We start from the raw sequence: 21,991 nt of genomic DNA, 5'->3' as shown, positions 1-21,991 counted from the left end.
TTTGAATAAGCCATCGGTGATCATTCAGACGTTCGGCGGCGGCGCCATCGAATTTCCATCGGGGCACTCACATGAACGTGCGCAAGTCGATCCTTCTCTTCGCGTCCCTTCTCGTTCCCGTCGCGTCCTCCTACGCCACCACCACACCGCTCCACGACAACTGGCGTCTGCAATCCGGATGCACCATCAAGGCTGACGGGGCAACGATCTCGGCTGCAGGATTTGCAACGGACGACTGGCTCAAGACCTCGGTGCCCAATACGGTCCTGGCCGCGCAAGTCGCCGGCAAAGTCTATCCCGATCCCTACTTCGGCATGAACCTGAGAAACATTCCCGGCGCGAGCTATCCGATCGGGCACAATTTCTCGAATCTGCCAATGCCGCAGGACAGCCCCTACCGCTGCGGCTGGTGGTATCGCACCGATTTCACCGCTCCCGCAACTAGCCGCGACAAGCGCGTTTGGCTGCACTTCGGCGGAATCAATTACCGTGGCGAGATCTGGCTCAATGGACATCGCATCGCGGATTCCACCCAGGTGGCCGGCGCTTACCGCACCTACGAATTCGACGTGACCGATGCGGTCAAGCCCGGCGCAAAGAATGTCCTCGCCGTGCAGACCTTTGCGCCCACCGAAAAGGATCTCGGCATCAACTGGGTCGACTGGAACCCCTGCCCGCCGGACAAGGACATGGGTCTTTGGGGCGATGTGAATCTCGTCGAAACCGGCGCGGTTACGCTGCGCTCGCCCATGACGGTGACCCACTTTACGGACCCCTCGCTCTCCGCCGCGGAGCTCACCGTCTACGCCGAGTTGCATAATGCTACCGACCATGAGGTGCAGGGCACAGTCAGCGGCACCGTGGCTGGTGTGCGCATCGAGCAACCGGTGAAGCTGGCTGCCAACGAAGACAAGACCGTCGTCTTCTCGCCAGAGCAGTTCCCCACTCTGCGCATTCGCAATCCAAAGCCTTGGTGGCCGGCACAGATGGGCGAACCGCATCTCGAACAGCTCACCATGAGCTTCAACCAGGGCAGCATCAAGACCGACGAGCAGACCGTGGCCTTCGGCGTCCGCGAAATCACCTCGGAGCTCACTGCGACCGGCGGACGGATGTTCCGCATCAACGGCAAGCCCATCCTGATTCGCGGCGCGGGCTGGTCGCAGGACATGCTGCTCCGCACCGATGAACATCGCCTGCGCGACCAGATCCGCATGGTCCGCGACATGCACCTGAACACCATTCGCCTGGAAGGCAAGCTCGAGACAGAGGACTTCTTCCGCCTTACAGACGAGCAGGGCATTCTCGTCATGCTCGGATGGTGCTGTTGCGATCACTGGGAGCATTGGAATGAGTGGGGCCCGCAGGATCTGCCCATCGCGACTGCATCGCTCCGCTCGCAGCTACTGCGCCTGCGCTCGCACGCCAGCCTGCTGGTGTGGCTCAACGGCAGTGACAACGCGCCGCCGGCGAATGTGGAGAAGGCATACCTTCAAGTCGAATCCGATGTGCACTGGCCGAATCCGATCCTTTCGGCTGCCTCCACACAGAACACCGTCGGTGGGGGACCGAACGGCGTGAAGATGACCGGGCCATATGACTATGTCGCGCCGAGCTACTGGTATGTTGACGTGCACAATGGCGGCGCTTATGGATTCAACACCGAAACCAGCCCTGGGCCGGCGATCACGTCGCTGGCCAGCCGCGCGAAGTTCCTGCCTGATCCCGAGGCCTGGCCACCGTCGGCCAACTGGTCCTATCACAACGGCGGCGGCGGATTCATGAACCTGAAAGTGCTGGATGAGTCAATGGCCGCTGCCTACGCGAAGCCCGGCTCGGCCGCGGACTACGAGCGCATTGCGCAAACCATGGCCTACGATTCAGAGCGCGCCATGTTCGAGGCCTACTCGAAGAACAAGTACGTTTCCACTGGCGTCATCCAATGGATGCTGAACAACGCGTGGCCGTCGATGATCTGGCATCTGTACGACTACTATCTCGACACCGCTGCCGGCTACTATGCGGCGAAGAAAGCCTGCGAGCCGCTGCACATTCAGTACTCGTACGATGACCGCTCGATCGTGGTCGTCAACAGCAGCTATGCTCTTGTCTCGGGGCTGCATGCAAAAGTGCGGGTTCACGGAATTGGGTGGAAAGAGCTCTACAGCGCCGAGGCCAGCGTGGATGCCACCGCTGACAGTGCGCAGACCGTGTTCGAACTTCCGGAAAGCCTCATGTCGGGAGTTGACAAGATCTTCTTCATCGATCTCTCGCTCTCGGACGCAAACGGCCGCGAAGTCAGCCGCAACTTCTACTGGGTTCCTTATACTCTCACGACGTTTGACTTCCCGCGCACGGATTACACGCACACGCCGGCACAGCGCCACGAAGACCTGACCGCTCTTACGACCTTGCCCAAGGCGGAAATCAAGGCGCAAGCGACAACGGACCAGACCCAGCACGGGCAGCGCGTTGCGGTGCATCTTGAGAATCCATCCTCCACGCTTGCATTCCAGGTGAGGGTCGCTCCGCGCACTTCAGACGGCGGTCTGATCGCACCGGTGCTCTGGTCCGACAACTGGGTCGAACTCGCGCCAGGAGAATCGGTCACCCTGACAGCCGACCTACCCGAAAACGGACCCTCCTCCACCGTCATTCACGTCGATGGCTGGAACATCGCTCCAATGACTCTCACCCCAACTGCCGCCTCGGCGCGTGGTGGCGAATAGTGGAGGCCGGCCAAACGACTTCCGTAGAGACGCTTGGACTCAAGCGCAGCCTGCGCTTCTGGGATCTTGTCCTTTACGGCATCATCCTGATTCAGCCCACTGCGCCCATGCCCGTCTTTGGTGTGCTCTACGACAAGTCGAATGGCCACGTCACTGCGACCATCCTCCTTGCGCTCGTTGCCATGCTGTTCACGGCCATCAGCTATGGACGCATGGCACGCGTCTACCCGCATGGAGGCTCAGCATTCCTCTACGTCGGCAAGGAGATCCACTCCAGCCTCGGATACATCACCGGCTGGTGCCTGGTGATGGACTACATAATCAATCCGCTAATATGTACGATCTGGTGCTCCAGCGCGGCCATGAATTTTCTGCCGCATGTGCCTTACGTTGCGTGGGCTGCATTTTTCGCGATCCTTTTCACAACGTTGAATTGCAATGGCATCGAGACTTCGGCGCGGATCAACGCACTGATGGCAGCGGTGCTGGGCCTTGTCATCGTATGGGTGCTTGCGGCCTCGGTGCGCTGGATGCTCGGTATCGTCAATCCCTCGGCGGCGATGTTCCTCGATCCGCTGTATAACCCATCGACCTTCCACACCGGCGCCGTACTGCGCGGAACAGCGACGGCGGTACTGACGTACATCGGCTTCGATGGCATATCCACGCTCACCGATGAGGCACGAAATCCTGAACGCAACGTGCCGCGCGCCATTGTTCTGACCTGCCTGATCACCGGCATTCTGGCCGCCATTGAGGTCTACTTCGCGCAACTCATCTGGCCACGTGGCGCGGCATTTCCTGACATCAACACAGCTTACGTCTACGTCTCTGGACGCGTGGGAGGCCCGTTGCTTTTCGCCGTCGTCAACGGCGCGCTCCTGCTGGCCAACGTCGGCTCTGGGATGGCATCGCAACTGGGCGCGGCTCGCCTGCTCTACGCCATGGGTCAGGACGGTGCACTGCCCCGCCGCTTCTTCGCCAGCGTCTCACAGAAGAACCGCATCCCGCGCAACAACGTGATTCTCATCGGGGCAATCTGCCTCGGCGGAGCTATGATCTTCAGCTATTCGCTCGGAGCGGATCTACTCAACTTCGGCGCCTTGCTGGCGTTCATGGGGGTCAATGGCGCCTCGATGCTGTGGGGCTGGCGTCACAGTCGCGGGCGGCAATGGTTTCCGATCCTGCTGTCTCTGGGCGGCTTCCTCACCTGCGCCATGCTCTGGTGGAATCTGGATCCCAAAGCCAAGATCGTCGGCACCGTCTGGGCGTGCACAGGTGTACTGCTGTGGATTGTGCGTCGGCGGTTCACCGTGCTGCCGGCTCAAGCCTGATCACATTCGCGAGCGGGCCGGCGGTGGTATGCTCTTTTCCACAGCCTGAACCATCATGTGCTGCCCTCCATTGGATCTGATCACCGCGGCAACGCCGGGGCCCTTGCGAGGTTCCAACCTCCCCATGAACGTTGATGTCCAGGCAGCGCTCAAGGCGCTCCGCAAGCTGCACAAGAAGCTGAAGGATTTCCCCGCCCATCCTGCGCCCGAAGAAGTGCACAAGCTTCGAACGGAAACGCGCCGCCTCGAAGCGGTCGTGCACACGTTCTCGTCCGATTCCGATCGCGAGGCGCAGCGGTTACTCAAACTCACCAAGCCGGTCAGGAAGGCACTCGGCAAGGTGCGCGATATGGACGTGTTCATCGCCAAAACCCACCAGATCGGGGATGACTCCACCGGAGAAGGACTGGTGCGCCTTACGGAGGAGATCGCGCGGCGGCGCGAAAAGCATGTCGTCCATCTCAGCCAAATCATCGCGCAACGTCGCAAACCGGTGCGGCGAGCTATTCGTCGTTTTGAGCATCATCTCGAATCTGGGAACGCCATGCTCAGCCCGGTTGCACCGCAGATTCTAGGTGCAGAGCTCGACCACTGGCCCAGGATCGATGCCGCCAACCTGCACGAGTTCCGCATTCGCGCCAAGGAGCTGCGTTACATGCTGCAGCTTTCGCCAGAAACCTACCGGCAGCGCATCGATGCGCTCGGAGAGGTCAAGGACCTCGCCGGCGAATGGCATGATTGGGTCGAATTGCACGAGCTGGCGAAGAAGAGCCTGGATCCCGCCGAAGATGGGCAGATCCTGCGGGAACTCGCCAACATCACGCGGGAGAAATTGCGGGCCAGCCTCACCGCCGCCAACCGGCTACGAAGATCCACGGTCGAGTTCAAGCGCGCGGCTTAGCTTGTAGGCAGCGAAAGGGCCGCGTGATGCGGCCCTATATTGCCGTTCCCTTACTGGTGTTCCTTGTTGTCCGACGTACCTGCTCCGGTGTCGCCGTTGCGGCCTATCCCGCTCTTGCTTCCTTTGCCGCCACCTGCGCCCACCTTCTGCGCCACATCCTGGGCCATCTGCAGGTGCTGCTGGATTACCTGCGAACCTTGCTGCGCCGCGTCCTTTACCTGCGGATTCTTGCCTGAAGAAGCTTCCTTCTGGAACTCCGCAAGATCCTTCTTGTGATCCTTCACCATAGCCTTCATGTAGGCCTTGTCAAACTCATCGCCCGACATTGCCTGCAGCTTCTTCTGCATTGCCTTCTGTTTCATATCCGGCTCTGCGGGCGGTGTTATTCCCAATTGGCTCGCTACGGGAGTCATCTGATCATTGAGCTTCTGATGGTCGGTGACCATGCGCTGTCCGAACTGCTTCACGTCCGGACTGGTGGCCTTTTGCTGCGCGAGCTGCCCCAGCTGGATCTCGGCCATGCTGCCTTCCATGGCTTCCTTCACGAACTTCTTGTCGCTGCCTGCGGGGCTGTTGCCCATCGTGTCGCCCTGCATCTGGCCGCCCGCCCCACCAGCAGACCCGCTTGTTTGCCCGGCTGAAGTTCCGGTCGTCTGTCCGGGTGTAGAGCCGCTTGTCTGCCCCGCTCCTGTGGTGGGGGTGCGCGGTGTTTGCGCCCACGTTGCGGAAACAGTCAGCGCCATGGCAAAACAGCCGGCCAGCGCCGGCACTCGAGTCAACTTCATGCCTATCCTCCTTGGCTTCATGACCGCATTCACAGGGGTCGAAAGCTCCTGTACTGAGAGGGCGGAGAGGCGGGGCGAGTTGTCCAAACTCGCCGTCACTTTTGAGCTGCAAAGGAAATCGGCCGGCAGACTGCCGGCCGATTCAACGAAGCAGAGACGCTCCGAAGCCGCTGAATTCGATCAGCGTGGGATGGGCGGCTTTTCGCCCGGAGCCGGCGGATGCGGGCCGTCGTGTTCCTTCGGCGGCACATACGCCTCCGGCTTCTTATGACCCCGGTGACAGGTTCCGCAAGTCACCTTCGATTGACCGTCGTTCACCATGCTCATGGTGTCGTCGTTGATCTTCTGGGTCATGGTGTACATCAGCCGGGCCGTGTTCTTCTCGGGTTTCGAATCGTCGGCAAAGTTCAGACGCGGCCGACCGTTCGGCCCCACCTTGCCAGGATCGACCGAGTGACAGTTATCGCAATGAACGCCCAGCGAGCCGGCCCAGCCCTCCATGATGTCGTGCACCTGATTCCCGGTCAGGTTCTTAGGCAGAACCTTCAAATTCTTAGGGGCAGGCATCTCATGCGGCGGTCCGCTGGGTCCACCAGGCAGTGGGCCTCCCTGCTGAGGCTGGGCAGCTGCACCCGCCGGCTGCGGTTGAGGAGACTGCGCGGCCACGGACGCGGCCACAATCGCCGCAGTCAATAAAACAGCCGCGGCGGCAGATAAAGGCGAAAGGAATCTTTTCAAGCGGAGAAGACCTCGGCCGGGGAATGTTGTTCAGGTTCTATCTGTAAGACGGAAAACTACGGGACCGGGACGCGTTTCCCCTTCAGGTTCTTTGGTCCTGACACAAACCGGTTCCCCGGAACCGCAAACCGGAGCGGCCATTCCAACGCCTCATTCATCGGATTGATCCCGATGCGCGGCGTTGCCATGGCCTCCGTCAATGCAGAGCCGTCGTCTCGGACCTGAAGCGGAGATCCGGCGCTGGTTACGTCGAGACCGTTGTGGCTGGCCCGCGCGACCCCCAGGGCGAGACAGAGCCGGCTGGGGCCGGTCGTGAGCTGGCGCAGAAACGCCTCGCTGCGTTCCAGGTCCGGCGGCAGGCCGCGGTTCACCGCCATCTGCTCAATTCCCGAAACCGGCTCCAGCGCCCGCAGCAGCACGCATCCGGCCTGGCCCTCGATCTCGCAGGAGATGTTCAGGCAAAAATATTTGCCATAGATCGAGTAGACGTAGGCATGCCCCGGCAGCCCGAACAACACCAGGTTCCGCGGCGTAGGACCTCGATGTGAGTGGGCAGCCGGGTCGGGAGGATCGTTGTGCGGACCCAGATAGGCCTCCGCCTCCACGATCCTGCCCACCATGGCCGTACTGTCGGTCTGCTGCACCAGAAGCTTACCCAGCAGCCGCGGGGCGACCCACTCCGGCCGCGTCTCGAAAAATTTGCGCGGCAGAAGCCGCCCCGGCATCTTCACTTCTTATGTGCCTTGTTCCATTCCTTGAGCAACTCGAGCACTTGTTCGGCATGCCCTTCAGGGGTAACGTTTGGAAAGACGTGAAGGAGAGTCTGGTCGGGCCCGATCACGAATGTGGTGCGGGCGATGCCCCAAACCTTCTTCCCGTACATGTTCTTTTCCTTCATCACCCCAAACTGATTGCACACTCGCTCGTCTACATCTGCAAGGAGTGTGTACGGCAGGTTGTACTTGGCTTTGAACTTGGCTTGGGCCTTGGGCGTGTCGCGGCTGATACCCAGAACCACCGCACCCGCCTTCTGCAGCTTCTCGAACTGGTCGCGAAAGCCGCAGGCCTCAATCGTGCAGCCCGGCGTATCCGCCCGGGGATAAAAGAACAGAATCACCGGCTTGCCGGAGTAATCGGAAAGACTTACAGTCTTATCCTCGTCGGTTTGAAGAGTAAAATCAGCAATCTTATCGTGCAGTTCCATGGGGCGACCCCTCATCAGGTGAAGGTAGTGACCGTCAGTCAGCATTATTCCCGACCCGCCCGGCTCGTGTCATCGCGTGGACTCTCCCTGGCTTTGACGGGGCTGTGCCTGATTGCAGCAAATGTTGGATTCGCTCAATATCCCGGCCAGGTCAACAAAAAGGCCGCCGACAAGACGCCCGAAATGCGCGCCGTGGCGGTGCTGGAGTGGACCGGGGACGCCGGCAAACCCACCGCCAGCCGTATTGTGCCAGTCACCATCTATGACGGCGAGCAGTTGCAGGATGCCGGCCTTTACCTCGCGCGCCCGTATCCACTGGCCGTTTCCTACGCGGTGGAGTACGAACTGAAAGACAACGGCAAGACGATCGGCCTTTTCGAGGTGAAGAACGCGGGCCAGGTCCAAGGCTCCTGGGTCGGCTTCGGAGACTGGAAGCCACTCCCGAAGCCCAAGGCTGCGGCCGCTCCGCAGAAGATCGACGAAGACCTCGGGGACGACGACAAGCCGGTTCTGCACCGCAAGCACAAGGGCGACGACTCCAGCGCCAAATCCGGTGGCACAGCCTCGAGCAACACTAAGGATGCGAAGAGCAACTCGTCGGCCGAGGACGACCCCGACCGCCCCAAGCTGCACAAGAAGACCGAAGACACCACGACCGAAAATTCGGGCGGATCAGCGCCTGTAGATCCCGATCGGCCCATGATGACAAAGCCCAAGCCGAAGGCGCCCGAGACGCCTGTGGATGCTGCCGGCAACGTAAGCTCGCTTCCCGATATCGATGATCCTGACCGCCCGCGCCTGAAACGCGGAGCCAAAGATGCCGGCCCCGCAAAAGTGGAACCGACTCTGATGGGCTTGCCGGACGATATGAAGCAGGCGGTCGCCATCTCCGACGCCCGCAACCGCCCCGAGCACACGTGGACGTATAGCTGGGCGAATCCCGACGACGAAATGAAGATGAAAGAGCAGATGGAGGACATCGCACGGAAGGCGCTCGGGATCACGCCGCCTCCACCGCCCGCGAAAACATCAACTGCGCATCGAAGCACTGCGGCAAAGAAGGTAGTCACGCCTCCACCGCCCACGCCTGCGCCGCTCGAAGAAGAGCAGTTCCGGGTTTTCGAACTGGCCTATGGAGCGGGCGCGACGATGGTTCTGTCTGCGCACACCACCGGCCCACTCGCTGACCAGAAGTTTGTGACGCTAATCGCTCAGCCAGACCTTTACGGCAACGTGATGGTGCTGGTGAAGAACGTCACTGACCGATCGCGCCTCGACGAGACGCCCCGTATGCGCCTGGTGGATGCGGTCGACGCACTGGCCGATAACCGCGGCGAGCTGCTCTTCGAGCTTCGGGGCGACACAACCCGCCAGTTCGCGCTCTACCGGATCATGCGCGGCCGCGCCGACAAGCTGTTCACCACGTTCGGCGGCAATCTGGCTGGGAATATGCCGGAATAGAAGAACGAAACAGGAAGGAAGTTCCCGCGGGACCTCCTTCCCTATTGCCGCCTGTTCTCACTTCACGGTCGCGTTCACCGTCGTCTCGTACTTGGTCCCGGCCGTATTCACCGCGTACACATCGAATCGGTGACCGCCCGCCGCCAGGCTGATGCTGGTTGTGAATGAGGGGCTGGTGGTCTCAGTGAACTTCTTCACGCCGTCCACCCATACCTCCATGCGCGCCAGCGTGCCCGCAATCTTCGCCGCAGCCTGCACACTGACCGGTGAGGACACCGTCGCGCCGTTTGCGGGCGAGCAGACATGCACGCCATAGGACGATGGCGCGCTGCACGTACCACCCGATCCGACCGCGAAGGTATAGCTCATCCGCTGAAGCCGATTGTCCACATCCGCCGCGTACAGAGTGGCCTGGTGCGATCCAGCAGGGAACGTCCCGGTGTAGTTAAACCACGCGTCGTGCTCCCACGCGTGGAAGTTCTCCGCCATCTTCTTGCCATCAACCCACAGCTCGATCTTGCGGAGCTGTCCGAAGGAAGTGGCTGAGGCCTTGAAGCTCACTGGGCTGGAGGAAGTGGATCCTGGGCTGCAGAGGCGGATTCCCTGCGCTTTGTTCAGATAAGTACAGCCTCCCCAGTTGCCGCTGGCAGTGGCGTTGACTGCCGTGACGAGGAGGGGAGCGTTGTCGCTCGGTCCTGTGGCTGCGGGCCCGGGAGTTTGATAAGCAACAATATCGGGCTTGCCGTCAGCGTTTTCATCGACGGTTACCGGCGCTGTTCCCTGAATATCGACCGGCATGGACGAAGCGGGCAGAAATTGCACATAGCTGGTGAATTGACCGCGGTTTGCAGTGCCAAGGAAAATGAGGAACTCGTAGTCGGTGCCGTCTTTCACGTTGTTCGTGAAATGGCCAACGATGTCCATGTGCCCGTCGCCGTTGAAGTCGCCAACCTGAAAAGGACCCGTCCACCCGTCGGCGAAGTAGCCGTTAACGTTTGGTATGGTCCACGAGTAACTGGCAATGGTGCGGTCTGCCTGCCCGTAGAACGCGATCATCTGCTCGGTCGCGCGGTCATAGCCGATGAGATCGCTCTTGCCATCGCTGTCGAGGTCACCGGCCGAAATTTCAAATGTGTTGTAGCTCGAGTATGGCGTGGTGATCTCAAAGCCTAGGTTGCCATCGCCAAACAGGCCATAGACATTGGTGGTGCAGCTGCCCGTGGTACCGCAGCCGAAGACGCCTGTAAAAAAGAGGTCCGCTTTGGCGTCACCGTCGAAGTCGCCAGTGACCATGTTCTGGACCAGGTAGTACGCGGGAAGATTGATGGCGTCACGGGGGCTGTTAAATCCGCCGGCACCGTCGCCCTGGAGCACATAGACGCTCTGGTCATTGCCGGCGACACCTACGACGGCGAGATCGACCTTGCCGTCGCCATTGAAGTTCGCAGCGACAACGGGCGCGGAAGCGAAGGTCTGGCCGGAGTTGAGGGCGATAGTGGAATACTTCGGAGCCTGAAACGTGCCATCGCCATTGCCGAGATAGACGGCAACCTGGTTCTTGCCGGGAAGGACCGCGGCGACATCTGCCTTGCCGTCATTGTTGAAGTCACCCACGGCCATTGGAGCCGGCGAGCCGTTCCCGCCTGAGACGGAATGAAAGACGGGTGCTTTGAAGGTGCCATCACCGTTGGCAAGCTGGATGGTGAATCCAATGGGCGCATAAGCCGAGTCCTCGATCAGATCAGGGAAGCCGTCATTGTTCAAATCGGCGGATAAGGTAATGGTGGGCCGCGCACCGGGGGTGGAAACTTTATTGGAGAAAGTGGGGGAAGTCTGTGCGGCGCACACAACGGCAGCCGCCCACACTGTGAGGGGAAGAAGGTAGGTACTGCTTGTCACTGGGATACTCCTGAGGTTCTATCTAAGTAGATCCAGGCGTGCAATTGAGTAGATTGCATGTACCGCATTGCGAGTTGCTAGGAGACAATTTTCACGGCACCGAACCCTGGGACGCCTTTTTTGATTGGGAAGCATCTGAGAGGAAGAGTCGGCCCGACGGCTGCCACGGAAGTGTCTGATTCCAGGCGCCCATGGCTAATTCGTGTGATTTCTGGATTTAACAGGTCCTTAAAATCCAGCCCTCGGCTACAATTGGTAAATGGGTGGGACTCCGCCCCATCTGTGTGAGGAAAACCTACTGAATGGCATCTGTCGTCCCCGTCCCTTCTCCTACTGAAACCACCACCGCTGCGCCAGCCAAACTGAAGGTTGGAGTCGCAGACCCCAGCGCTGCGCCCGTGCTCCACGTTGTGGCCGCCCGCGATCAGGTGCGCATGGGCCGCGCCGCCACTGAGAAGTACGGCATTAACTGGATCACGCTGGTCGCCATGGGCGCGTTCCACGTGGGAGCGTTGGCTGCGCTGTTCTTCTTCAGCTGGCAGCGGCTGGCCGTCGCGGCGATCCTCTACGTGCTCGCCATCAACGTGGGCATCGGCATGTGCTATCACCGCCTGCTCACGCATCGCGGCTACCAGGTGCCCAAGTGGCTGGAGTACGCGATGACGGTCTGCGCGACGCTCTCCCTCGAGGGCGGTCCGATGTTCTGGGTCGGCACGCACCGCGTGCATCACCAGCTCAGCGACCACCAGGGCGATCCCCACACTCCGCATGAAGGCGGGTGGTGGGCGCACGCCGGCTGGATCCTCTATGGGGAGACGCTGCACTCGCAGAACGAGGCCCTGGGCCGCTACGCGCCCGACATGAAGAAGGACCGCTTCTACATGTGGCTAAGCAAGTACCACTGGCTCACGGTGACGGTCAGCGGCATCCTGCTGCTCACCCTCGGCTGGGCGTTTGGCGGATGGCAGAATGGCGTTGGGATGGTTCTCTGGGGCGTATTCCTCCGCGTTACGGTAGGCCTCCACGCCACCTGGCTGGTGAACTCAGCCACGCATCTGTGGGGCAGCCGTCGCTTCGAGACCAAGGATGACTCGCGCAACAGCTGGTGGGTAGCCCTGCTGACCGGCGGCGAAGGCTGGCATAACAACCACCACGCACACCCGGTCTCCGCGCGTCACGGCCTCAAGTGGTACGAGATAGACCCCAACTACTGGGGCATCTGGCTACTCAAGGTCACCGGCCTGGCCAAGAAGATCAAGGTCGCGCAATACGATCCCCAGAATCCCCGGCCGGCAGGAATGTAAGAGCAGGTAACAAGGATTAGACAGCGAAAGGCCGCGAACTCCAGTTCGCGGCCTTTCTCTCTTTTGTCGAATCCACCGCCGCTAATACCAATACCCTAATGCCTGCCTTTTTCACACCAGCCGTGCCCCCGCCATCTTTTCCAGCACCCTCACCGGCGCCGATTCCGGCGTGACCATCGCATCCGGATCCACCAGGAACGTCTGCTCCAGCGCATACTGACCGGCGAGCACCGCATGCGGCACCGTCTCCGTGTACACCATCCAGCTCGATCCCGGAGCGAACTGGAAGTACTCCTTGGTACAGACGCCCTGGAACTCCGAGTCTTCCTTCATGGCGTTGTGTAGCTGCATCATGAACTCATCATAGGGCGTGCGCTTCCACTGCGGAACAAGGCCAGCCAGCCCCGTTGCTTTCGCCAGCCCCTTTCCGGCCTTCGCTACCGCGCCGTCCGGCTGCGGAATTGCCAGCTTGCCCGGCGCAAAGTTGCCCACGATTTTTGCGAATGCATCGCCCGTCACCCAGTCGCGCGTTCGCGTCGGGTGGATATTGTGAAAGAAGCGCAGGATCCGCCATCCCTTCGTGGGCCGCGTTGGAAAGGCATCGGTGTGCAGCAGGTCGTTCCGCTTGCGCGTCGACAGGTCCCTTCCCTGCTCCTCGATCGGCCGATAGCTCGCGTAATCCAGGGTCCAGCGCTGCTCATAAGGCGCAAGAAACTCCGCCAGAAAACCTTCAACGCTCTTCGAATAGCGCCGCATAATTCCCTGCAACTGCTCGACTGCCTCGGCGGGCGAGGACTTCGCATCGACGCCGGTCAACTCATCGCGATTGGGTTTGTAAGCGATGTTCTTATGCAGGCTGCTGTGCGTCTGCTTCTGCCCCAGCAGCACCTCCAGATCGGCGGGCGGAATGGGCACCGGCGTTTGCGGGAAGTAGATCACTCCTCCGGCCTCAAGCTGTGCAGCCCACGCGCGCAGTTGACCCTCGCCGCCATGCAAGGCCGAATTCAACGCATCGAGCGAAATGGCGTGTACTGGCATCTGGCTAACCCATGATCTTGGCTCTGATCCAGAGCGTGAGGAAAAGAGGCAGCGCGATGGCTAGCACCACCAAACTGGCCGGGAAGCCGAAATCGCGGTAACTGATGGCCATATCCACCGCGGCATGCCCATTCGCGCGGTAGATCAGCAGCGCGAAGATTGCTACCATCGTGGTCACGCAGAAGGTAAACAAAGCCGAGGCAAAGCTGAGCAGCAGGCTCGAAACCAGTCCGAAGCCGCGCAAAGGGAAGCCGAATATCTTGCCGCCCCCGCCTCCGATCGGTCTCGTGGCGTGGCCCGACGCTATATGTGCAGAATCCGTCATTTGAAGCATGACCCCTGTCGTCTAGAATACCTATTCGATGGCATCCAGCGCACAACTTGAACTTTGGCAAGCGGAGAAGGTGGCCACCCAGGCTGAAGCCGCCATAGCGCCGAACGGAGTCCGCTACTCAGCATGGGGAGAGACGCGGATCTCCGACGCTGACCTCGAACGCCTAGTCGGCGCGGTACCAGCCACGCTGGCTCCGGCCCTCAGTCGGCGCGCTTACTATTTTGTACCGCTGGCCATCGCCGACACCGGTGACACTATGATCGCGCCGGCCTACACAGCCGACCTCGGCGATCGCGCAGTGTGTCATCGCAATTGCACCTTTGGCTCCATGGAAGCGGTGTTTCTCTCCACGCGGCTTGTCGAAGACCGCTTCGGCCTGGCATTCGAGTTCTTCATCAATGTGGCTCACAATTTTGTTGAAGTTGCCGGCGTGCCGGAGGAATTCGGTGCCCTGGCCTGGTCGCAGGCCCAGGCGCAGGTCCGCGGCGAAACCAGTCAGGATGCATGGGAAACCCGCCGTCGTGTTCAGGACAATCGAAACGGCCGCGCCGTGGATGAACGCGCGCGCAATGTCTACATTGAGTCCGCATTTTCCGACGCGTTGGCCATCTACATGCTCTCCCTGGCGGTCGACTTCGACTATCACGATCTGCGCGAGCGCGAGTATCCGCTGCTGGCCGCGCCGGCCCTGGCCGAACGCCTGCGAGCAGTTGCCGCCCTGTTCCCGGCAAATCAGGGCTACGACTTCCAGATCCTCTATCGCCGGAAGGGTTAGTCACCGGCCCCCCCGGCTCTGGTAAGCCTCCAAAAACAGAATGCCCTCGCTCAGGCGAGGGCATTTTTATCCAGTTAATCCAATTCGCCTCTTTAGCCCACCTTGACCTTGGCTTCGATCTGCTTGGCGGTAGCGTTCTTGAGCTTGGTTTCTTCAAAGTTCTTAGTTGCCTTCACCACGTGGTCGCGGGCATAGGCTGCGTCATGCCATCCCTTGATCTCGACACGCTTGCCTTCCAGATCTTTGTAGATGGAGAAGAAGTGCGTGATTTCCTTCAGCAGGTGCGGGTAGATATCGGTGTAATTCCACACGTTGGCATAGCGAGGATTGTTCTTGCCGACCGCCAGAACCTTCTCGTCCAGAACGCCTTGGTCCAGCATTTCAAGCAGGCCGATGGGCCGCACTTCCTGCACGCATCCCGGGAAGCTATGCGACGGAACCAGCACCAGCACATCGAGAGGATCTCCGTCATCGCTCAAAGTAGAGGGAATAAAGCCGTAATCGCCGGGGTAGTGGACAGGCGAGTGCAGGTTGCGGTCGAGCTTGAAAACGTGCAACTGCTTGTCGTACTCGAACTTGTTTGTGTTGTCCTTGGGGATCTCGATTACAGCCCGGAAGACCTCGGGCGAACGATCGCCAATGGGCAGCTCCAAATAATTAATCATTTCTCTTGCTCTCCTAAGTAGTGCTGCGCAGTTCGCAGCCTATGGCTCGGGTGTGAGTGCTACACGTGAGTGCGGCACGATGGGTGCTACCACGCTAGTGCTACACGATCCTTTGATGCGGGCCAGTGACAAAAACCTATGGACCGGCCGTCATGTTCCCTGGCAGCGGGGTGAAAGCGGACAACTGGGGAAGATCGCGGGCCTGCGGGCCCTTCCGAGCGCGCGGGGTACTTACAGAACTATAATCACGGATAATGAAGGCGCATGTCTATGTCACTTTGAAGACTTCGGTCCTGGACCCCCAGGGCCAGACGATCCAGAACGCGTTGCGGAAGATCGGGTACGGGCAGGTGGACGGAGTACGGCAGGGCAAGTATTTCGTTCTGTCGCTTGCCGACGGGCTTGCGGCCGACCAGGCGCGCGAGCAGGTAGAGAAGATCGCCCGGGACGTGCTGACGAACCCCGTGATCGAGGAATTCTCATACCGCATTGAGGAATAAGTAAAGACCGCATCAGGATTGCGAATTAGTTAATGCGTCGGGATCCTTTTGTCTCATTCCTTGACGGCTCATCCCTTTAAAATCAGCCTATGTGCGGAATTGTAGGTTATGTGGGCCGGAAGGAAGTGGTTCCGGTCATCATCGAAGGACTGCGTCGGCTGGAGTATCGCGGATATGATTCGGCGGGTATCGCAATTGGCGGACCCGAAAGCGCGCTTTTGCAGGTGTGCCGGGCGCCTGGCAAGCTGCAGAAACTTGAAGACGTCCTTCACGACAAGCCGCTGAAGGGCACCTTCGGCATCGGCCACACGCGCTGGGCTACACATGGCCGCCCTACGGAAGAAAACGCTCATCCTCATCGCGACTGCACTGGCCGCATCGTCGTCGTTCATAACGGAATCGTTGAGAACTATCTTGAGCTCAAGCACGAACTGATCGGGAAGGGCCACAAGTTCGTTACCGAGACCGACACCGAGATCATCGCCCATCTGATCGAACAGATTCAGAAGGACGCGGAAGCAGGAGACAAGCCGATCTCACTTGAAGACGCGGTGCGCCAGGCAGTGAAGCATCTGACCGGCGCGTTCGCCCTCGGCATTCTCTCTTCCGCTGAGCCGGACAAGATCATTGCCGCCCGCCTCGGGCCTCCGGTGGTGATCGGCGTGGGCGAAGGTGAGTACTTCATCGCTTCCGACGTGCCAGGCATTCTGCATCACACGCGCAACATGTACTTTATGGCCGACGGCGACATGGCCATCCTCACGCCTGATGGCGTGACGCTCACCAACTTCGCCGGCGAGCCGGTCAAGCGCGAGCTGCAGCGCATCCAGTGGGATCCCATCCAGGCGGAAAAGGGCGGCTACAAGCACTTCATGCTCAAGGAAATCTGGGAGCAGCCGCGCGCCATCCGTGACACCACCCTGGGCCGCTTTTCTCTCGACTCGGGCAAGGTCTACCTCGGCGAGATGGATATCGATGACGAGGAGCTCGCCGCCGCTTCAAGCATCAACATCGCCGCCTGCGGAACAAGTTGGCACGCGGGCATGGCCGGCAAGTACATGATCGAGCGGCTGGCGCGTCTGCCGGTTGACGTCGACTATGCCAGCGAGTATCGATATCGGAATCCAATCCCCGATCGCAACGCACTTGGACTGTTAATCACGCAGTCGGGTGAGACCGCCGACACGCTGGCCGCGCAGCGCGAGATGAAGAACCTCGGCTCCAAAACAGTGGCCATCTGCAACGTCGTTGGAGCAATGGTTGCACGCGAAGCACATGGCGCCATCTACACGCACGCAGGACCAGAGATCGGCGTAGCTTCAACCAAAGCCTTCACATCGCAGCTCACCGCCTTATTTCTGCTCGCGTTGAAGCTGGGACAGCTGCGCGGGCGCCTGGACAAGGAAAAGTCCGTCGCGCTGATGGAGGAGCTGAGCCGCACTCCCGCCAAGATTGAAGAGGTGCTGCGCATCAGCTCGCCGCAATGCGAACAGCTCGCGAAGGATTTTTCGAATGCCCGCGATTTCCTCTATCTGGGCCGAGGCATCCACTTCCCCATCGCGCTCGAAGGCGCCCTGAAGCTGAAGGAGATCTCGTACATTCACGCCGAAGGCTATCCGGCCGGCGAGATGAAGCACGGGCCGAATGCGCTGATCGACGAGACTCTGCCCGTGGTGGTGCTCGCCTCGCGCGACGAGTCCGATCCCGCATCGAAACTACGCTATGAGAAGACCCTCTCGAACATTCAGGAAGTCACTGCGCGCTCAGGGCGCGTGATCGCGATTGCTACTGAGGGAGACACCACGATCGGCCAGCTTGTGGAGCACGTGATCCATATTCCGGCCACGATCGAACTACTGTCCCCGCTGCTTGAGATCGTGCCATTGCAGTTGCTGGCGTACTACATCGCCGTGCGTCGCGGCTGCGACGTCGATCAACCAAGGAACCTCGCCAAATCAGTGACGGTTGAGTAGGCACCACTCGGAGCCACTTCCCCCCCCTCCTTCCTCTTGTTCTCGCGCGAACTCTGGGAACAACCCCCCAAGTTAGCGCGAAGACTCGGTTTCGCAACGTGGGACCCGCGATTAGAATCGCATAAATTCGTTCGAAAATCGCTTTACTAGAGGGCACTCCAGCTCTGCGCGCTGCGGCCAAATGTAATTCCATCGTTGCAAAGCATTTAGCTCTTCTTGCCGCGTTCCATCCAAAACCCTTCAAGTAAAGCGATTTGACAGCTGCTTTCTGCGTACGTTATGAAAGTCGAGCAGCATGTAGGAAACGGGCCCGTATATCGTTTCGAGTTCGTTCGGCATTTATGGAGTTAAACAGCTAAACCCGGTTCAAACCTAAGGTTCTCTTTCCTCGCATCTTCGGAGCAATCTCTCGTTGGCCTGCGCAATGCTGCACAGCCATGGGCCCCCTCTTGCGCGAAGAGAGCCTCTCATACCTTTTCATTCGACCTGAGGACCAGATGATTAACAGCACTACTTCTTGTTACGGGCGCCTCATTGCGTTGTGGGCCATGATGTTCGTGATCGCGGGATTGGCCTTTAACCGTGCAGGCGCGCAGACTACGACCGCCACTTTGGGAGGCGTCGTAACGGACGCAAGCGGCGCCGTCATTCCCAACGCGACCATCACGCTCAAGAACGAGTCGACGGGCGACACTCGGAGTTCAGTTTCGAACGGTACAGGCGCATTTTCGTTTTCCGCCGTTCCCACTGGAAACTACGACATCACCATCAGCGCCACTGGCTTCCACGATTTCCAGCAGACCGCCATTCACCTTGATCCCGGCGACCAGCGTACGGTGCGCGGAATCCAGATGCAGCTGTCTGGCGCCGTTGAAACCGTAAACGTCACGTCCGCCGCCGACTCCATCACGCTCGACTCCGGCGAACAGAGCTCGCTCATCTCCGCCGAGCAGATCCAGCACCTCTCGGTCGAAGGCCGCGACGTAACCGAACTGCTGAAGATCCTCCCCGGCTTCGCCATTTCGAACGGCGGCAGCGGCAACGTTGACAACCGTCAGTACGATCCTGCCCAGGTAACTCCGGGCGGCGCTCTCGGCCAGTACGCCGCAAACGGAACTCCGGTGAACGGCCAGGCGCTTCTCTCCGACGGCATGGACATCACCGATCCCGGCAACATGGCCCAGGGCATGCAGAACGTGAACTACGAACAGGTTGCCGAAGTGAAGGTGCAAACCTCCAGCTTTACGGCCGACCAGGCTCACGGTCCCATCGTGGTCAACGCGGTAGGCAAGTCGGGTGGCGACAAATACCACGGCTCGCTCTATACCTTCGCTCGAACCACGCAGTTGAACTCCGCTGACTGGATTGCAAAGTACAGCGGACAGAACAAGCCCCCGGATCGCTATGTCTATCCTGGCTTCACCTTCGGCGGTCCCGTTCTGGTGCCTCACACGAACTTCAACAAGGACAAGAAGCTGACGTTCTTTGTCGGTGCTGAAGACTATGCGCAGCGCAACACCTACGCATATGGAAGCGCCTCCAGTGCAACTCTCACGGCTCTTGTCCCCACCGCAGGCATGCGCAACGGCGACTTCAGCGCGGGGCAACTCCAGCAGTACCTCGGACCCGCTTACGGCATAAGTCCCAACGGCGGTGGCTGCACGTACAACGGCTCCAGCTCCGGCTACATCCCAGACCTCAATATCTGCCGTGTGCCTCAGACTGCTCCCAACGGCAGTGCTCTCACCAACGGCAACATCGCGCCCTACATGGATCCGCTCGGCAAGATCGTGATGAACGAAATGCCGATGCCCAACACCACCAGCAACGGCATCTACAACTGGATCACGACCAACCTCGTCAACAACAACCTGTGGCAGGCAAAGGGCCGTGTCGACTACGCCATCAGCGACAACGATAAGCTGTTCGCCACCTACTCGATTGAAAAGGGCCTGTCTTACGTGCCGCAGAACGAGTACTACTCGGCGCGCGGCAATCTCGGCGGAATCAATGTTCCCGGCGGCGGTCTCACCAGCAAGTACGGCTCGCACGTGATGAGCCTGAACTACACGCACATCTTCAGCCCGTCGCTCACCAACGAGTTCTACGCAGGCGGCGGCTATGTGACTTCCAACTTCCTGCCCAAGACTCCGTCAGCCCTCAACAACAACCCCTACCAGGGCGTCTTCAACAACGGCAGCCATGTGCAGCCCACGCTTGAGGACTACGGCAACGACGGCCTGCCACTGCTGCGCACGCCCGATACCACCTACGGCGGCATCTTCGCCAATAAGCAGGTTCGCATTGCCGGCGACAACGTGACCAAGGTGATGGGCCAGCACACGTTCCGCGCAGGCATGTTCTACCAGTGGGATAACAATCCGCAGGTCGCCCCCTTCATCAACACCAACGGCACCATCAACGAGTACTACGTGGGCGAAACGTTCACTGACCCGGTGCAGGGCACCCTGCATTCTACGGGTGCGGTGGGCAGCGGCAATGGCGGCAACTATCTCGCCAACTTCGCTGAAGGCATCGTGTTCCAGTACAACCAGACGAACATCATGCCCGAGCCCAATCTGTACTTCTGGAACCTGGCCGGCTATGCGCAGGACCACTGGCGTCTCACTCCGCGCCTCAGCATCGACTACGGTCTGCGTATCGAGCACACCACCCCGTGGAGCGATGCGCACGGCGTTGGAATTGCGACCTTCTCAGCCGATGCCTACGCCAACGGAACCAATCCTTCCCTGCCTGGCGTGCAGTGGCATGCAATGAATAACTCCATCCCCAACGCCGGCCGTCCTACGCGCTGGGGCTTTATCGAACCTCGTCTCGGCTTTGCGTTCGACATCTTCGGCACGGGTAACACCATGTTGCGTGGCGGGTTCGGCGTATACCGCACCCACGACTCCTACAACGACGCGTCGAACGAGAGCCAGACAGTAATCGGCATGCGCACGTACACCGTGAACGGCCCCTTGCTTTTCTCTTCGATCAGCTCCTATCAGTCCCAGGTGAGCAACGGTTCCGGCTTCACGCCTGATACCAGCGTCAACGCATTTGACTCCAAGGACGACGAGGAGCCGCGCGTCCGAACCTACAACTTGTCCGTGGACCAGAAGCTCCCCTACAACATGCTCCTGGAGCTCTCCTACGTTGGAAACTCCAGCGACATGCTGCTGAACGACGGCTCCACGCAGAACACCACCCTCGACGATCTCAACGCACTGCCTGTCGGCTCGCTCTTCCAGCCGCAGCCCAACTCGCGCCCTGACACGGCGGCCACCGCCGGAATGGTCTATCCAGTGTTTGGTCCCACGGTCGGCGGAAACAACACCAGCGTCAGCTCGCTCGACCAGGCGCACATCGACACCTACAAGCGCTTCCCGCTCTACAACCACGTGTTCGTGCCGCGGCACAACGCCTATGCCAACTACAACGGCCTTCAGGTGGGCCTCGCGCGTCAGACCGGCAAAGCGCACTACTCCGTGAACTACACCTGGTCGAAGGCACTGGGCATCCTCGGCATCGGCGGCTCGTCAACCTACAGCTATCCGGCCGATCCCTTCAACTATCACAACGACTACAGCTACATGCCGTTCGATCGCAGCCACATCTTCAACGCGGCCTGGTCTTACGACTTCGGCAACTTCGTGAAGCAGCGGTTCATCGGCGGCGTCACCAACGGATGGCAGCTCTCGGGCATCGTGCAATATCAGAGCGGCCCGAACCTCCCCTCCATGATCAGCTCCAACTTCGGAATCGGTGGATCGCTCGCAGTGCCGGTGGGTGCGGTTGCGGCAGTCAATGCCAACAACAACAGCACCTGCGCCACGACCTCCGGCACCGGCACCTGCACGCTGGCGGTCAGCAACACCAACATCCTTGGCACGCCGGACGTAAACCTGCAGCCCCGCGTGGTTGCCAATCCGGCTATCCACAGCGGTTCGAATCAGTACGTAAACGCGAACGCCTTCACGCTGCCGGCGCTCGGCACCAACGGCGCGTATCGTTACGGCCACGTAACCGGGCCCGCGTTCTTCGATACGGACCTCACAGCAGCCAAGAACTTCAAAATTAGCGATCGCAACAACATTCAGCTCCGCGTTGCCGCGTTCAACTTCATCAACCACGCCAACAACAGCTTCACTGCGGTTAACACGCAGAACTACACCATGAACTTCAGCCAGGCCACGAACAGCATGGACGTGAACCAGGCGCTGCAAAGCTCCAGCGCAGCGGCCAATCCGCAGTTCGGGTACGCTCCTCTGAAGGAAGGGCGCCGCATTCTCGAACTCGGCCTGCGGTACACCTTCTAAACCAGCAACCAACTTCACAGCTTCCCGGC

At 60.1% G+C, this 21,991-nt stretch carries 17 protein-coding genes; 9 read left to right on the top strand and 8 right to left on the bottom strand.

Annotated features, from left to right (window positions below; genetic code table 11):
• The first annotated feature begins 71 nt into the window (after positions 1 to 71).
• The 3 genes from MOP44_RS11540 to MOP44_RS11530 all read left to right on the top strand — a co-directional run bounded on the left by MOP44_RS11540 (position 72) and on the right by MOP44_RS11530 (position 4,964).
• Positions 72 to 2,729 carry a glycoside hydrolase family 2 protein gene (locus MOP44_RS11540; protein WP_260796185.1) on the top strand — a complete coding sequence of 886 codons (2,658 nt, stop codon included), beginning with the start codon at positions 72 to 74 and terminating at the stop codon, positions 2,727 to 2,729.
• Positions 2,729 to 4,063, top strand: a complete 1,335-nt coding sequence (locus MOP44_RS11535; protein ID WP_260796184.1) for an APC family permease — start codon at positions 2,729 to 2,731, stop codon at positions 4,061 to 4,063. The genes MOP44_RS11540 and MOP44_RS11535 overlap by 1 nt, the downstream gene beginning before the upstream one ends.
• 70 nt (positions 4,064 to 4,133) lie before the next feature.
• Positions 4,134 to 4,964 (top strand): CHAD domain-containing protein, encoded by an 831-nt coding sequence (locus tag MOP44_RS11530; RefSeq protein ID WP_260796183.1) that lies wholly within the window; start codon positions 4,134 to 4,136, stop codon positions 4,962 to 4,964.
• Between the two features lie 50 nt (positions 4,965 to 5,014).
• On the opposite strand, the gene MOP44_RS11525 is transcribed toward MOP44_RS11530, so the two are convergent.
• From MOP44_RS11525 to bcp, 4 genes are all read right to left on the bottom strand, one after another.
• Positions 5,015 to 5,749 carry a DUF4142 domain-containing protein gene (locus MOP44_RS11525; RefSeq protein ID WP_260796182.1) on the bottom strand — a complete coding sequence of 245 codons (735 nt, stop codon included), beginning with the start codon at positions 5,747 to 5,749 and terminating at the stop codon, positions 5,015 to 5,017.
• A gap of 180 nt (positions 5,750 to 5,929) precedes the next feature.
• Positions 5,930 to 6,487 carry a c-type cytochrome gene (locus MOP44_RS11520; RefSeq protein WP_260796181.1) on the bottom strand — a complete coding sequence of 186 codons (558 nt, stop codon included), beginning with the start codon at positions 6,485 to 6,487 and terminating at the stop codon, positions 5,930 to 5,932.
• Positions 6,488 to 6,543: 56 nt separating this feature from the next.
• The gene (locus MOP44_RS11515) at positions 6,544 to 7,212 is read right to left on the bottom strand and encodes a DNA-3-methyladenine glycosylase (RefSeq protein WP_260796180.1); all 669 of its coding nucleotides are present in this window, start codon (positions 7,210 to 7,212) and stop codon (positions 6,544 to 6,546) included.
• A 2-nt stretch (positions 7,213 to 7,214) separates the two neighbouring features.
• Positions 7,215 to 7,691, bottom strand: a complete 477-nt coding sequence (gene bcp, locus MOP44_RS11510) for a thioredoxin-dependent thiol peroxidase (protein ID WP_260796179.1) — start codon at positions 7,689 to 7,691, stop codon at positions 7,215 to 7,217.
• 27 nt (positions 7,692 to 7,718) lie between these two features.
• Between bcp and MOP44_RS11505 the strand changes: the two genes are divergently transcribed.
• A complete protein-coding gene (locus MOP44_RS11505; RefSeq protein ID WP_260796178.1) occupies positions 7,719 to 9,152 on the top strand; it encodes a hypothetical protein in 1,434 nt (477 codons plus the stop codon).
• Between the two features lie 57 nt (positions 9,153 to 9,209).
• Here MOP44_RS11505 and MOP44_RS11500 read toward each other — a convergent pair whose 3' ends face one another.
• Positions 9,210 to 11,051 carry an FG-GAP-like repeat-containing protein gene (locus MOP44_RS11500; protein WP_260796177.1) on the bottom strand — a complete coding sequence of 614 codons (1,842 nt, stop codon included), beginning with the start codon at positions 11,049 to 11,051 and terminating at the stop codon, positions 9,210 to 9,212.
• Between the two features lie 302 nt (positions 11,052 to 11,353).
• On the opposite strand from MOP44_RS11500, the gene MOP44_RS11495 reads away from it, so the two are divergent.
• Entirely contained in the window at positions 11,354 to 12,355 is a 1,002-nt protein-coding gene (locus tag MOP44_RS11495) for an acyl-CoA desaturase (protein WP_390905478.1), read from the top strand.
• Between the two features lie 111 nt (positions 12,356 to 12,466).
• On the opposite strand, the gene MOP44_RS11490 is transcribed toward MOP44_RS11495, so the two are convergent.
• Both MOP44_RS11490 and MOP44_RS11485 read right to left on the bottom strand, forming a co-directional pair.
• Positions 12,467 to 13,393 carry a Kdo hydroxylase family protein gene (locus MOP44_RS11490; RefSeq protein ID WP_260796176.1) on the bottom strand — a complete coding sequence of 309 codons (927 nt, stop codon included), beginning with the start codon at positions 13,391 to 13,393 and terminating at the stop codon, positions 12,467 to 12,469.
• Positions 13,394 to 13,397: 4 nt separating this feature from the next.
• Complete coding sequence (locus tag MOP44_RS11485; protein ID WP_260796175.1) at positions 13,398 to 13,718, bottom strand: hypothetical protein; 321 nt, start codon at positions 13,716 to 13,718, stop codon at positions 13,398 to 13,400.
• A gap of 37 nt (positions 13,719 to 13,755) precedes the next feature.
• On the opposite strand from MOP44_RS11485, the gene MOP44_RS11480 reads away from it, so the two are divergent.
• On the top strand, positions 13,756 to 14,502 hold the full coding sequence (locus MOP44_RS11480) for a hypothetical protein (RefSeq protein ID WP_260796174.1): 747 nt from the start codon (positions 13,756 to 13,758) through the stop codon (positions 14,500 to 14,502).
• A 92-nt stretch (positions 14,503 to 14,594) separates the two neighbouring features.
• Here MOP44_RS11480 and MOP44_RS11475 read toward each other — a convergent pair whose 3' ends face one another.
• On the bottom strand, positions 14,595 to 15,167 hold the full coding sequence (locus MOP44_RS11475) for an inorganic diphosphatase (protein WP_260796173.1): 573 nt from the start codon (positions 15,165 to 15,167) through the stop codon (positions 14,595 to 14,597).
• Between the two features lie 254 nt (positions 15,168 to 15,421).
• Here MOP44_RS11475 and purS point away from each other — a divergent pair, with 254 nt between their 5' ends.
• The 3 genes from purS to MOP44_RS11460 all read left to right on the top strand — a co-directional run bounded on the left by purS (position 15,422) and on the right by MOP44_RS11460 (position 21,962).
• Positions 15,422 to 15,667 (top strand): phosphoribosylformylglycinamidine synthase subunit PurS, encoded by a 246-nt coding sequence (gene purS / locus MOP44_RS11470; RefSeq protein ID WP_260796172.1) that lies wholly within the window; start codon positions 15,422 to 15,424, stop codon positions 15,665 to 15,667.
• 89 nt (positions 15,668 to 15,756) lie between these two features.
• Positions 15,757 to 17,640, top strand: a complete 1,884-nt coding sequence (gene glmS, locus MOP44_RS11465; protein WP_260796171.1) for a glutamine--fructose-6-phosphate transaminase (isomerizing) — start codon at positions 15,757 to 15,759, stop codon at positions 17,638 to 17,640.
• 497 nt (positions 17,641 to 18,137) lie between these two features.
• Complete coding sequence (locus MOP44_RS11460; RefSeq protein WP_260796170.1) at positions 18,138 to 21,962, top strand: Plug and carboxypeptidase regulatory-like domain-containing protein; 3,825 nt, start codon at positions 18,138 to 18,140, stop codon at positions 21,960 to 21,962.
• Positions 21,963 to 21,991: the final 29 nt, after the last annotated feature.

Origin of the sequence: Occallatibacter riparius, from assembly GCF_025264625.1 — a bacterium.
Taxonomy (GTDB): domain Bacteria; phylum Acidobacteriota; class Terriglobia; order Terriglobales; family Acidobacteriaceae; genus Telmatobacter; species Telmatobacter riparius.
The sequence above is the reverse complement of the archived record's forward strand: the minus strand, read 5'-3'. Positions and strand labels throughout refer to the sequence as shown.

What these genes read in the sequence shown, in the direction of transcription:
- MOP44_RS11515 (WP_260796180.1), bottom strand. Translation starts at nt 7,212, where the DNA reads ATGCCGGGGCGGCTTCTGCCGCGCAAATTTTTCGAGACGCGGCCGGAG.
- MOP44_RS11460 (WP_260796170.1), top strand. Translation starts at nt 18,138, where the DNA reads ATGATTAACAGCACTACTTCTTGTTACGGGCGCCTCATTGCGTTGTGG.
- MOP44_RS11540 (WP_260796185.1), top strand. Translation starts at nt 72, where the DNA reads ATGAACGTGCGCAAGTCGATCCTTCTCTTCGCGTCCCTTCTCGTTCCC.
- MOP44_RS11525 (WP_260796182.1), bottom strand. Translation starts at nt 5,749, where the DNA reads ATGAAGTTGACTCGAGTGCCGGCGCTGGCCGGCTGTTTTGCCATGGCG.
- MOP44_RS11480 (WP_260796174.1), top strand. Translation starts at nt 13,756, where the DNA reads ATGGCATCCAGCGCACAACTTGAACTTTGGCAAGCGGAGAAGGTGGCC.
- MOP44_RS11495 (WP_390905478.1), top strand. Translation starts at nt 11,354, where the DNA reads ATGGCATCTGTCGTCCCCGTCCCTTCTCCTACTGAAACCACCACCGCT.
- bcp (WP_260796179.1), bottom strand. Translation starts at nt 7,691, where the DNA reads ATGGAACTGCACGATAAGATTGCTGATTTTACTCTTCAAACCGACGAG.
- glmS (WP_260796171.1), top strand. Translation starts at nt 15,757, where the DNA reads ATGTGCGGAATTGTAGGTTATGTGGGCCGGAAGGAAGTGGTTCCGGTC.
- MOP44_RS11475 (WP_260796173.1), bottom strand. Translation starts at nt 15,167, where the DNA reads ATGATTAATTATTTGGAGCTGCCCATTGGCGATCGTTCGCCCGAGGTC.
- MOP44_RS11490 (WP_260796176.1), bottom strand. Translation starts at nt 13,393, where the DNA reads ATGCCAGTACACGCCATTTCGCTCGATGCGTTGAATTCGGCCTTGCAT.
- purS (WP_260796172.1), top strand. Translation starts at nt 15,422, where the DNA reads ATGAAGGCGCATGTCTATGTCACTTTGAAGACTTCGGTCCTGGACCCC.
- MOP44_RS11485 (WP_260796175.1), bottom strand. Translation starts at nt 13,718, where the DNA reads ATGACGGATTCTGCACATATAGCGTCGGGCCACGCCACGAGACCGATC.